The organism is Streptomyces sp. NPDC059080, from assembly GCF_042739975.1.
Lineage (GTDB): Bacteria > Actinomycetota > Actinomycetes > Streptomycetales > Streptomycetaceae > Streptomyces > Streptomyces benahoarensis.
The window spans coordinates 1-11218 of the sequence record NZ_JBHYGX010000029.1 but is presented as its reverse complement, the minus strand read 5'-3'; the positions used below and the strand labels follow the sequence as shown (position 1 = coordinate 11218).

Genomic DNA, 11218 nt, shown 5'->3' with positions numbered 1-11218 from the left:
TTGCGCCCCCCCCCCGAGCCGCTGTACAACCCACTTTCCCCCGCCGCCTTACCGCCACCCCCGCCTGGGGGGCCCACCGCATTTCTACGGGGCCCCCCCCCTCGGCGGTGTGGACGCGGTCCGCTCAGTAGGCCGAGTTGACGTTGTCCATCGAGCCGTACTTGTCGGCCGCGTAGTTGCAGGCGGCGGTGATGTTGGCGACCGGGTCGTAGATGTCCCAGGAGGTGCCGTTGACGTGGTAGCTCTGGAAGGTCGGAGCGATCACCTGGAGCAGGCCCTTGGACGGCACGCCGTTGATGGCGTTGATGTCCCAGTTGTTGATGGCCATCGGGTTGCCCGCGGACTCCCGGATGATGTTGCGCTGGATGCCCTCGTACGAGCCGGGGATGCCCTTGCGGGCCATGACGTCGAGCGACTCGCGGATCCAGCCGTCGAGGTTGTTCGCGTAGGTCTTGACCGGGGTCTTCGCGGCGGTGGGCAGCGCGGCGCGGTCGGTGGACCGGCTGGCGGTCTGCTGCGCGGCGCGCTCCTTGGCGGCCTTCGCCTCGGCCTTGGCCTTCGCGGCCGCCTTCGCCTTCGCCTTGGCGGCGGCCTCGGCCTTACCGGCCTTCGTGGAGGCGTCCGCCTGCTTGGCGATGGTGGTCTGCTGGGCCTGCGCCGCGCTGCCGACGGTGCTGCTGAAGGCGACCGGCTGCACGTGCGCGGCCGTGGCCTGGCTCGTGTGCTGCCCGGCGTCGGCGCCCGGCGCGACGGTGAAGGCGAGGGCGGCGGCACCGGCCGCGGCGATCCCGGCGGCGGAGAGCTTGTGGGTCCGCGTCAGGCGGGCAAGGCCGAAAGGGGCGTGCTTGGGCATGGCGAAGTAGACCTTCCGAAAGGGGAACGCCGCCGGGAGCCGTTGGTGGCGGAGAACGCCGGGTGGAGACCGCGGCGCCGAGCGACAGGAGCCATTCTTAGCGGCCGTAAATTCACTGGGCAATGAGGTGACATACGACCCCGAATAGTGGAACCGGGGTTCCCGATCGTGCGTCCCCCGGGAAAGAACCCCAGCTCGCGAGGGTTACCTGGCGACTAATGCCGGTCGTAAGTGACCTGTGTCCTATGCGCGGCGTCACACCCGGAGAAGGTTTGCCTCGCCAGGTGTGATCGCAGTTGCACAGTACGTATGAGGCAAATACGCCTCAGACCTCGACCAGTACCTGATCAAGGGGCTTTCGGGTCAAATCCGGCACTTCGCAGTCTTTGGCCGGGTAGCCCACGGGGGTCATGGCGAACGCCTTCTCGTTGGCCGGCCGCCCCAGAACCTCCTGCAGGAACCGCATCGGAGCGATATTTGGATGAAATGCGAAGAATGGGCGATACGCCGGAAATCGACGCGGTCCGTCCTAGGTCCGCAGACCGAGGACCGGCACGGCGGCGGACCGATACGGCCCTCACCGGGCGCCGGTACCGTGAAGCCATGAGTAACGGACCGGGAGCCGGCATCCCCGCGGTGAGCAGCGCGATCCTCGCGATGAGCCGGCATCTGGAGGTGCGGGACGTCCTCAAGACGATCGTGGCCTCGGCCCGGGAACTGCTCGACGCCGAGTACGCCGCCCTCGGCGTGCCCGACGATCACGGCGGCTTCGCCCAGTTCGTGGTGGACGGGGTCAGCGAGGAGCAGTGGAAGGCCATCGGCCCGCTGCCCCGTCAGCACGGCATCCTCGCCGCGATGCTCCACCACGCCACCCCCGAGCGCCTCGCCGACGTCCGTGAGGACCCCCGCTTCGGCGGCTGGCCCGCCGCCCACCCGGACATGTCCGACTTCCTGGGCCTGCCGGTCGCCGACGGCGACGAGATCCTCGGCGCCCTCTTCCTCGCCAACAAGCGCTGCCCCAAACCGGCCGGTGGCTGTGGCTTCACCGCCGAGGACGAACGCCTGCTGGGCATACTCGCCCAGCATGCCGCCATCGCCCTCACCAACGCCCGCCTCTACGAACGCAGCCGCGAGCTGACCATCGCCGGGGAACGCGCCCGCCTCGCCCACGAGCTGCACGACGCCGTCGCCCAGAAGCTCTTCTCCCTCCGGCTCACCGCCCAGGCGGCCACCGCACTCGTCGACCGCGACCCGGACCGCGCCAAGTGCGAACTGCACCAGGTCGCCGCGCTGGCCGCCGAGGCCGCCGACGAGCTGCGCGCCGCCGTGGTCGAGCTGCGGCCCGCCGCCCTCGACGAGGACGGCCTGACCGCCACCCTCCGCTCGCAGGCCCAGGTCCTCGACCGCGCTCACAGCGCCCGCGTCACGTTCGGGGCCCAGGGCGTCCGCGCTCTGCCCTCCTCCCAGGAGGAGGCGCTGCTCCGCGTTGCCCAGGAGGCGCTGCACAACGCGCTGCGGCACAGTGGCGCCGGGCACGTCGAGGTCACCCTCACCCGGCACGGTCAGGGCGCTCTGCTCCGGGTCGCCGATGACGGCTGTGGCTTCGACACCGGAGCGGTCCGGACCGCAGGCCGTCACCTGGGGCTGGTGTCGATGCGCGACCGCGCCAACGGCGTCGGTGGCGCGCTCACCGTGAAATCGGAGCCCGGCCAGGGCACCGCTGTAGAGATGGAGGTGCCCGGTGGCTGAGAACGCCGGAATCGGCAACCGCGACGAACAGGCCGACGACCGCGAGCGGCGCGGCGTCCCCCCGGGCGGCGACCCCGCGCCCGGCGCCGACGACGCGCTGACGGAGACCGGAGACGGCGCCGGAACCATCCGGGTGCTGCTGGTCGACGATCACCAGGTGGTCCGCCGCGGTCTGCGGACATTCCTGGAGATCCAGGACGACATCGAGGTCGTGGGCGAGGCGGCCGACGGCACGGAAGGCATCGCCGCCGCCGAACGGCTGCGCCCCGACGTCGTCCTGATGGACGTCAAAATGCCCGGCACGGACGGCATCGAGGCGCTGCGCACCCTGCGTGAACTGGCCAACCCCGCCCGGGTGTTGATCGTCACCAGCTTCACCGAACAGCGCACCGTCGTTCCCGCCCTGCGCGCCGGGGCCGCCGGATACGTCTACAAGGACATCGACCCGGAGGCGCTGGCCGGGGCCATCCGCTCCGTCCACGCCGGGCATGTGCTGCTCCAGCCGGAGGTGGCCGGCGCCCTCCTCACCCAGGACGAGGGCGGCAACGGCCAGGGCCGCGGCACCACGCTCACCGAGCGGGAGAGCGAGGTGCTGGGCCTGATCGCCGACGGGCGCTCCAACCGCGAGATCGCCCGCGCGCTCGTCCTCTCCGAGAAGACTGTCAAGACCCATGTCTCCAACATCCTCATGAAGCTGGACGTCGCCGACCGCACCCAGGCCGCCCTCTGGGCCGTCCGCCACGGGGTGGGCGGCTGATCCACCGGGCGTGCCGGTGTGCCGGACGGTCCGGTACGCCCGCCCGATACGGCACGGCGCCGCCACCCCCGACCGGCGCCGTGCCCGGCACGGACCGCCGGGCGCCCGGCCATCACCGTTCCCCGCGCTCCCGCACGGCCTCCGCGGCGAGCGCGCCCGCCCTCACCCCTCTACGTCCGCACCCCCTCACCCCCGCCGCTCCCGCTCCTCCACCGCCGCGTTGTACGCCGCGACCTGCGCCCGCCGGGCCGTGCGCTCCACCGGGCGCAGTGCCTCCGTACGGGCCGCGATCTCCGAGGAGCTGACCGCGCCGCCGTGCTCCCGGCCGTCCCCGCCCGCGCCCCGCGCGATGGCGAGCAGCGCCCCCACCCGCTGCGCCAGCTCCAGCACCCGCACCGCGCGCGGCGGATACCCCGGCGCCAGCACCTGACGCCCGGCCTCGGCCCGCGCCCGGTAGGCCTCCAGCGCGGCCTGCGCCACCGGGCCGGAACCGGCCACGTCCAGCCGCGTCAGCACCTCGGTCGCCTCCCGCAGCGCCTCCGCCAGCTCCCGCTCCGCCTCGCCGAGCGACGGCACATCGGCGGGCGGCGCCTCACGTACCGGCAGGCACTCCCACACCACCTCGACGTGCACATCCGGCCCGGCGCCGCCGTCCGGCCCCGCCCGGTGTATCTCCGGGACCAGGCCGACCCCGGCGCCTGTGGCCAGCACCGCCTCCCCGGCGTCCAGCGCCCGGGCGTTGAACTCCGGCGGTCCGCTCAGCCCCAGCGGATGCCCCGGCGCGGGCAGCGCGACCCGCAGCCCCACCGCGCCCATCGCCCGCAGGCGGCCGAGCGCCAGCGTCAGCCCCACCGGCGTGGCCTCACCCGGCAGGCCCCGCACACGGTGCACGGCGTCGTCGTCCGCGATCTGCTCCGCGGCGTCATCAAGTGAGACAAGTCCGGCCAAAAGGGCATTTCCCCATGCCGCCAGCCGTCCCGAACGAGGTTCATCGAGCATGGTCCCCAGCCTAGGGAACGGCACTGACATCGCGTGGCGTAGGTTTGCACGGGGGAGGCGCCCGCAGGCGCCCGTGACGACCGAGAAGCAATGGGAGACAGGGCACTCATGAGCGATGTGCTGGAGCTGGTGGACGTATCCGTGGTCCGCGAAGGGCGGGCTCTGGTGGACCAGGTCTCCTGGTCGGTGAAGGAGGGGGAGCGCTGGGTCATCCTCGGCCCCAACGGCGCCGGCAAGACCACCCTGCTCAACCTCGCCTCCAGCTACCTCTTCCCCACCAAGGGCAGCGCCACCATCCTCGGCGAACGCCTCGGCGAGGTCGACGTCTTCGACCTCCGCCCGCGCATCGGCATCGCCGGTATCGCCCTCGCCGACAAGCTCCCCCGCAGCCAGACCGTCCTGGAGACCGTCCTCACCGCCGCCTACGGCATGACCGCCCACTGGCAGGAGCGCTACGAGGACATCGACGAGCAGCGCGCCCGCGCCTTCCTCGACCGCCTCGGCATGACCGAGTACCTCGACCGGAGGTTCGGCACCCTCTCCGAGGGCGAGCGCAAGCGCACTCTCATCGCGCGCGCCATGATGACCGACCCCGAGCTGCTCCTCCTCGACGAGCCCGCCGCCGGTCTCGACCTCGGTGGCCGCGAGGACCTCGTCCGCCGCCTGGGCCGCCTCGCCCGCGACCCGTACGCCCCCTCGATGGTGATGGTCACCCACCACGTCGAAGAGATCGCCCCCGGTTTCACCCACGTCCTGATGATCCGTCAGGGCAAGGTACTCGCCGCCGGCCCCCTCGACCTCGAACTGACCTCGGCCAACCTCTCCCGCTGCTTCGGCCTCCCCCTGATCGTCGAGCGGAACGGCAGCGACCGCTGGACCGCCCAGGGACTGCCCCTTTCCTGACGCTTTACGCCCTGTTCCCGCGGAGCGCCCCCGCCTTACCATGAGGCGGTGGACGCATGGGTGTGGTGGCTGATCGCCGCCGTGGGGCTGGGAATTCCGCTTGTCGTGACCGCGATGCCCGAGTTCGGGATGTTCGCGGCCGGCGCCGTCGCAAGTGCCGTCACCGCAGCGCTCGGTGGCGGCACGGTCATACAGTTCCTCGTCTTCGCCGCGGTCTCCGTCGCCCTCGTCGCCGTCGTCCGCCCCCTCGCCAACCGCCTCCTCACGCAGCAACCCGGCCTCGCCTCCGGCATCGACGCACTCAAGGGGAAGAGCGCCACGGTCCTGGAGCGCGTCGACGGCGCCGGGGGCCGCATCAAGCTCGGCGGTGAGATCTGGTCGGCCCGCGCCCTCGACGGCGACCGCGCCTACGAACCCGGAGCGCAGGTCGACGTCGTGGAGATCGAAGGCGCCACCGCCGTGGTGATCTGACCGGAAAACGTTGTGGTCATCTGACCGGAACGCGCTGACGACGCACCACGGGTCTGAAAGACTCGATCAACACCTAAGCCGGCTGCGGCCGGAGGACCAGACGAAGGGTACGGGAGTCGCAGTGGCACCGATCATCATCGTCCTGATCATCCTGGTGGTGCTCGTGTTCATCGCACTCATCAAGACGATTCAGGTCATCCCCCAGGCGAGCGCCGCCATTGTCGAGCGCTTCGGCCGCTACACCCGCACCCTCAATGCGGGCCTCAACATCGTCGTCCCGTTCATCGACTCGATCCGCAACCGCATCGACCTCCGCGAACAGGTCGTGCCGTTCCCGCCGCAGCCGGTGATCACCCAGGACAACCTCGTCGTCAACATCGACACCGTCATCTACTACCAGGTCACCGACGCCCGCGCCGCGACCTACGAAGTCGCCAGCTACATCCAGGCGATCGAGCAGCTCACCGTCACCACGCTCCGCAACATCATCGGCGGCATGGACCTGGAGCGCACCCTCACCTCCCGCGAGGAGATCAACGCGGCGCTGCGCGGCGTCCTCGACGAGGCCACCGGCAAGTGGGGCATCCGCGTCAACCGCGTCGAGCTGAAGGCCATCGAGCCGCCCACCTCCATCCAGGACTCGATGGAGAAGCAGATGCGCGCCGATCGCGACAAGCGCGCAGCCATCCTCCAGGCCGAGGGCACCCGCCAGTCCCAGATCCTCACCGCAGAGGGTGAGAAGCAGTCCGCCATCCTCCGCGCCGAGGGTGAGTCCAAGGCCGCCGCGCTCCGCGCCGAGGGTGAGGCCCAGGCGATCCGTACGGTCTTCGAGTCCATCCACGCCGGTGACCCGGACCAGAAGCTGCTGTCGTACCAGTACCTCCAGATGCTCCCGAAGATCGCCGAAGGCGACGCCAACAAGCTCTGGATCGTGCCCAGCGAGATCGGCGACGCCCTCAAGGGCCTCGGCGGCGCACTCGGCAACTTCACCCCCGGCGGCGGCAAGGGCGACCCGCTCGCCAAGTCCCCCACGCCCCGCCAGGCACCGCCCATCGACTGACCCACCTGCCCTCAGGGGGTGTCTTCCCGGTCACGCGGACCGGGAAGACACCCCCTGTTGCATGATCGACCGCATCCGCACCGCACGATGACGGGGGACCGCGTGACCACATGGGAAGCACTCGCCGTCCTCGCCGCGGGCCTCGGCGCCGGGACCATCAACACCATCGTCGGCTCCGGCACCCTCATCACCTTCCCGGTGCTGCTGGCCGTCGGCCTCCCACCGATCACCGCGAACGTCTCCAACTCCCTGGGCCTGGTGCCCGGTTCGCTCAGCGGTGCCTTCGGCTACCGCCGCGAACTGACCGGGCAGCGCTCCCGCATCCTCCTCTTCGGCACCGCCGCCCTCCTCGGCGGCACCGCCGGTGCGGTCCTGCTGCTCGCCCTGCCGTCCGACGCCTTCGACGCGATCGTCCCCGTACTCATCGGCATCGCGCTCGTCCTCGTCGTCATCCAGCCCCGCCTCGCCGCGGCCCTCCGCGCCCGCCGGGCCCGCAACGGCACCACACCCCGCCGCCACGGCGGCCCCGTCCTCTTCACCGGACTGATGCTCGCCAGCGTCTACGGCGGCTACTTCGGCGCCGCCCAGGGCGTCCTCTACCTCTCGATGGCGGGCCTGGCGCTCGACGAGACCCTGCAGCGGCTCAACGCCCTCAAGAACGTCCTCACCCTGCTCGTCAACGCCGTCGCCGCGGTGCTCTTCCTCTTCATCGCCCACTTCGACTGGACGGCCGTCGCGCTCCTCGCCACCGGCTCCGCCCTCGGCGGCCGCATCGGCGCGACCATCGGCCGCCGACTGCCGCCCGTCGCGCTGCGCACGATCATCGTCATCGTCGGCGTGGTGGCCATCGTCCAGCTCGTCCGCTGAGCCGGCCGCACTCCGCGGATCACCGGCGACGGCCACCCCGCCCGGACCTCACGCCGCCGGGGACGCCCACCTCGGCAACTCGTCACGCACCGACACCCCGAGCGCCGACAGCATCGCCTCCGCGGGCGTCGGCTCGAACGGCCGCCGCAACAGCCGCATCCCGGCCTGCTCCGGCGTACGGTCCGCCTTCCGGTGGTTGTCCTCCGTACAGGAAGCGACGGTATTCAGCCACGTGTCACCGCCGCCGTGCGACCGCGGTACGACGTGATCGACGGTCGTCGCCCGCCGCCCGCAGTACGCGCACCGGTGCTGATCCCGCACCAGTACGCCCCGCCGCGACCACGGTGCCCATCTTCGGAACGGCACCCGTACGTACCGGCTGAGCCGGATCACCTGCGGCACCGGCACCTCCACCGAAGCGGCCCGGATCCGCAGCCCCGGATGCGCGTGCTCGACGACGGCCTTCTCCTGCATCACCAGCACCACGGCCCGACGCGACGTCACCGTCGACAGTGGCTCGAAGCTCGCGTTGAGCACCAGCGTCTCGCGCATTCCGCCCACCTCCCGGCCCGTTCGCCCCCGCGGCGAAGTGGCTCCACTGTGCAGGGGAAGCATTTCCCGCCACAACGCAATTTCCCCCTACCACAAGGAAAATGACGAGTAATCAGGGAGAGAAGGGAAAGCGACGCACCAGGGTGCGCGAAGAGCCCGGAACCTCACGGGCGACAAGGACGTACGGAATCCCGGCCATGACCTCGGCCGAGGGCACGGAACGGGGGAGTGCGCCCCGGATCCCACCCCCGTGTACCTCTCGGATCCGGAACGTACGGCGACCGGCGAGGCGACCGGACGCACCACGCGCCCGGCCCCCGGCGAGCAAGGGGCGACACACCTGCGCCCCGGCGCTCCCGCCGCAGCGGTGCCGGCTGCCCAGCGACTCGAACGAGCCACCGACCGGAACCACCCTGCGGGCGAGGAACACCGGGGCGCAACGCAATTACGGGCCTCAGCCCCCCGCGGGCACCTCGAACTCGGCCACCAACTGGGCCCGCCCGAGCGCGTGGAACCGCAGATTGAAGCCGACCACCGCGGGCGACGCGTCACCGTCGGGCCCCAGCTTCTCCTGGTCGACGGCGTACACCGTGAAGACATACCGGTGCGGACCGTCCCCGGGCGGCGGCGCGGCACCGCCGAAGTCCCGCGTCCCGTAGTCGTTACGGACGTGGACCGCACCCTCGGGCAGCCCTGCCATCGCCCCGGACCCGGCCCCCGCCGGCAGCTCCGTCACCGACGCCGGGATGTCGAACACCGACCAGTGCCAGAAACCGCTGCCGGTCGGCGCGTCCGGATCGAAGCAGCTGACGGCGTAGCTCTTCGTCCCCGCGGGCGCACCCTCCCACCGCAGCTGCGGCGAACGGTTGCCCTCGGCGTACACCTGCGCGGAACCCAGCGTCCCGCCCGGCGTCACCTCGTCGCTCGCCACCGTGAAATCCGGTACCTGCGGGTGGAAATCGTGCGGGAGCGGCCGCCGCTTCAGCTCGGACACCTCGACACCTCCTGGTCGCTTGCTGACACCTGTCCGGCCAGGTTAGAGCCAGTTCCGCTTCCCACCGACCTCGGCCAGCCAGTGGTTCAGATACCCCGCCCAATCGGTCTGCTGATAGTCGTGCAGCCCCACCGTGAACGACCGGTACGTGTCCGACCCATCGGTGAGCAGCCCGCCCTTCTTGTCCATCTCCAGCACCACGTCCATCTCCCGGTCGTCGGCGACGAACGACAGCTCGACCTCGTTGAGCCCGCGGTACTGCTGCGGCGCGGAGAACTCGATCTCCTGATAGAACGGCAGCCGCTGCCGCGTCCCCCGGATGTGCCCCTGCTCCAGATCGGCCGCCTTGAAGCGGAATCCCAGCTGCCCGAACGCGTCCAGGATGGCCTGCTGCGCCGGAATCGGGTGCACGTTCACCGGGTCGAGGTCCCCGGAGTCCACCGCCCGCGCGATGGCCAGCTCCGTCGTCACCCCCACGCTCATCCCGCGCAGATGCTGCCCGAGGAACGTGGTGATCGGCGTCTCCCAGGGAATCTCCAGCCCGAACGGCACGGTGTGCACGGCGCCGGCCTGCACCTGGAACGCCCCGCCGAGCTGCACCGAAGTGAATTCGACGTTGCGCTTGTATTCCTCGTCGCCGCTCTCCACCTCGACGCGCGCCTGCAATCCGACGGACAGCCCCTGGATGTCCTGGGCCACCGACCCGCCCTGGATCCGCACCTCACCCTGGACGATGCCACCAGGCACGACGTTCTCCTCGAAGAGAACCGTCTCCACCGACGCGCCTCCGGCCCCCAAGCTCGCCAGCAGCTTCTTGAACCCCATGTCCGTCCTCCCCAGGCCCGACGCCTGACCTCGCTCCGGCCGCCGTGATCACGGCTCGCCCGCTCTCACTCGCCCGCTACCAACGGGAACCGGCGGCCGCCGGTTCCCGCGCCCCAGCCTCCCAAGGGCGCCCACCCGCGCCACGTCGCCCCCCTCGTGACTGCACTACTCTCGGCGCACATGACCGACGTACCGGAACGTATGCCGCTCAGGCACGCCTTCTTCGACCGTCCCGTCCTGGAGGTCGCCCCCGATCTCCTCGGCCGCACCCTCGTGCGCACCACCCCGGACGGCCCGATCGAACTGCGCCTCACCGAGGTGGAGGCATACGCCGGCGAACGTGACCCCGGCTCGCACGCCTACCGGGGCCGCACCCCGCGCAACGCCTCGATGTTCGGCCCGCCCGGCCACGCGTACGTCTATTTCATCTACGGCATGTGGTTCAGCCTCAATGTCGTCTGCGGCCCCGAGCACCACGCGAGCGGGGTCCTGCTGCGTGCCGGTGAGGTCCTCACGGGTACGGAGCTGGCCCGGGCCCGCCGCCCCAAGGCCCGCCGCCCCCACGAACTGGCCCAGGGCCCGGCCCGCCTCGCCACGGCCCTAGGCATCGACCGCACCCTCGACGGCACCGACCTCTGCACCGGCCCCGGCGCCCCTCTCACCGTCCTCCATGGTCGCCCGCCCGCCCCGGAACACGTACGGAGGGGCCCCCGCACAGGGGTGGGCGGCGACGGTGCGGCGCATCCGTGGCGCTACTGGATCGAGGGTGAGCCGACGGTCAGCCGCTACCGCCCGCATGTCCCGCGGCGCCGCACCGCCAAGGCCACGTGACCCGCACCGCAGATCCTTGACTCGGTGACCCCGAACGTCTAACGTGGCCCGAGCCGCTGGAGATGGGCAGCGCTATCTGCGCAGCCGGTCAGTGGCACCACCACTACTGAAGCTCGATTCCCCAAACGGGGTCACTTTCGCGTTGCCGAAATTCGACCGCGTTGCACGATTATGAGTTGCCCGGGAAAACCGCTAATGTAGTGACCACGCCATGGCGCCGCAAACGAAAGTAAGCGGACCGAGGCAAACCCCTCCGACGGGCAATCGGAAACGAATTCGGACCGGAAACGGCAGCGAATCGGATCTGATAGAGTCGGAAAGGCCGGAAAGCGAAAGCAAGAAGGCCAACCCCGCTCC

General features: G+C 71.0%; 12 protein-coding genes and 1 pseudogene. 7 read left to right on the top strand and 6 right to left on the bottom strand.

Going from position 1 to position 11218, the window contains the following annotated elements; translation table 11 throughout:
* Positions 1–124: 124 nt before the first annotated feature.
* Together ACFWWQ_RS21350 and ACFWWQ_RS21345 are read right to left on the bottom strand one after the other, a co-directional pair.
* On the bottom strand, positions 125–853 hold the full coding sequence (locus ACFWWQ_RS21350; protein WP_384598404.1) for a transglycosylase SLT domain-containing protein: 729 nt from the start codon (positions 851–853) through the stop codon (positions 125–127).
* A gap of 325 nt (positions 854–1178) precedes the next feature.
* A pseudogene (locus ACFWWQ_RS21345) lies at positions 1179–1325 on the bottom strand (nitroreductase family protein); the annotation flags it as partial.
* A gap of 131 nt (positions 1326–1456) precedes the next feature.
* Between ACFWWQ_RS21345 and ACFWWQ_RS21340 the strand changes: the two are divergent.
* A complete protein-coding gene (locus tag ACFWWQ_RS21340; protein ID WP_384598402.1) occupies positions 1457–2602 on the top strand; it encodes a GAF domain-containing sensor histidine kinase in 1146 nt (381 codons plus the stop codon).
* Positions 2603–2699: 97 nt separating this feature from the next.
* Positions 2700–3359 carry a response regulator gene (locus tag ACFWWQ_RS21335; RefSeq protein ID WP_384598517.1) on the top strand — a complete coding sequence of 220 codons (660 nt, stop codon included), beginning with the start codon at positions 2700–2702 and terminating at the stop codon, positions 3357–3359.
* Positions 3360–3545: 186 nt separating this feature from the next.
* Here ACFWWQ_RS21335 and ACFWWQ_RS21330 read toward each other — a convergent pair whose 3' ends face one another.
* Positions 3546–4358 carry a hypothetical protein gene (locus ACFWWQ_RS21330; RefSeq protein ID WP_384598400.1) on the bottom strand — a complete coding sequence of 271 codons (813 nt, stop codon included), beginning with the start codon at positions 4356–4358 and terminating at the stop codon, positions 3546–3548.
* 108 nt (positions 4359–4466) lie between these two features.
* Between ACFWWQ_RS21330 and ACFWWQ_RS21325 the strand changes: the two genes are divergently transcribed.
* The 4 genes from ACFWWQ_RS21325 to ACFWWQ_RS21310 all read left to right on the top strand — a co-directional run bounded on the left by ACFWWQ_RS21325 (position 4467) and on the right by ACFWWQ_RS21310 (position 7659).
* The gene (locus ACFWWQ_RS21325) at positions 4467–5261 is read left to right on the top strand and encodes an ABC transporter ATP-binding protein (protein ID WP_384598398.1); all 795 of its coding nucleotides are present in this window, start codon (positions 4467–4469) and stop codon (positions 5259–5261) included.
* Between the two features lie 60 nt (positions 5262–5321).
* On the top strand, positions 5322–5732 hold the full coding sequence (locus tag ACFWWQ_RS21320; RefSeq protein WP_384598516.1) for an NfeD family protein: 411 nt from the start codon (positions 5322–5324) through the stop codon (positions 5730–5732).
* A 121-nt stretch (positions 5733–5853) separates the two neighbouring features.
* The gene (locus ACFWWQ_RS21315; RefSeq protein WP_143942197.1) at positions 5854–6792 is read left to right on the top strand and encodes an SPFH domain-containing protein; all 939 of its coding nucleotides are present in this window, start codon (positions 5854–5856) and stop codon (positions 6790–6792) included.
* A gap of 102 nt (positions 6793–6894) precedes the next feature.
* Positions 6895–7659, top strand: a complete 765-nt coding sequence (locus ACFWWQ_RS21310) for a sulfite exporter TauE/SafE family protein (protein ID WP_384598396.1) — start codon at positions 6895–6897, stop codon at positions 7657–7659.
* A 48-nt stretch (positions 7660–7707) separates the two neighbouring features.
* Here ACFWWQ_RS21310 and ACFWWQ_RS21305 read toward each other — a convergent pair whose 3' ends face one another.
* The 3 genes from ACFWWQ_RS21305 to ACFWWQ_RS21295 all read right to left on the bottom strand — a co-directional run bounded on the left by ACFWWQ_RS21305 (position 7708) and on the right by ACFWWQ_RS21295 (position 10030).
* On the bottom strand, positions 7708–8211 hold the full coding sequence (locus ACFWWQ_RS21305) for an HNH endonuclease (RefSeq protein WP_384598394.1): 504 nt from the start codon (positions 8209–8211) through the stop codon (positions 7708–7710).
* Positions 8212–8665: 454 nt separating this feature from the next.
* Positions 8666–9205, bottom strand: a complete 540-nt coding sequence (locus ACFWWQ_RS21300; protein ID WP_384598392.1) for a YbhB/YbcL family Raf kinase inhibitor-like protein — start codon at positions 9203–9205, stop codon at positions 8666–8668.
* 42 nt (positions 9206–9247) lie between these two features.
* Complete coding sequence (locus ACFWWQ_RS21295) at positions 9248–10030, bottom strand: sporulation protein (RefSeq protein WP_384598390.1); 783 nt, start codon at positions 10028–10030, stop codon at positions 9248–9250.
* Between the two features lie 180 nt (positions 10031–10210).
* Here ACFWWQ_RS21295 and ACFWWQ_RS21290 point away from each other — a divergent pair, with 180 nt between their 5' ends.
* Entirely contained in the window at positions 10211–10861 is a 651-nt protein-coding gene (locus ACFWWQ_RS21290) for a DNA-3-methyladenine glycosylase (RefSeq protein ID WP_384598388.1), read from the top strand.
* Positions 10862–11218: the final 357 nt, after the last annotated feature.

Bases quoted from the DNA above. Each gene is read 5' to 3' on its own strand.
- ACFWWQ_RS21330 (WP_384598400.1), bottom strand. From the start codon at position 4,358: ATGCTCGATGAACCTCGTTCGGGACGGCTGGCGGCATGGGGAAATGCC.
- ACFWWQ_RS21350 (WP_384598404.1), bottom strand. From the start codon at position 853: ATGCCCAAGCACGCCCCTTTCGGCCTTGCCCGCCTGACGCGGACCCAC.
- ACFWWQ_RS21325 (WP_384598398.1), top strand. From the start codon at position 4,467: ATGAGCGATGTGCTGGAGCTGGTGGACGTATCCGTGGTCCGCGAAGGG.
- ACFWWQ_RS21305 (WP_384598394.1), bottom strand. From the start codon at position 8,211: ATGCGCGAGACGCTGGTGCTCAACGCGAGCTTCGAGCCACTGTCGACG.
- ACFWWQ_RS21295 (WP_384598390.1), bottom strand. From the start codon at position 10,030: ATGGGGTTCAAGAAGCTGCTGGCGAGCTTGGGGGCCGGAGGCGCGTCG.
- ACFWWQ_RS21340 (WP_384598402.1), top strand. From the start codon at position 1,457: ATGAGTAACGGACCGGGAGCCGGCATCCCCGCGGTGAGCAGCGCGATC.
- ACFWWQ_RS21290 (WP_384598388.1), top strand. From the start codon at position 10,211: ATGACCGACGTACCGGAACGTATGCCGCTCAGGCACGCCTTCTTCGAC.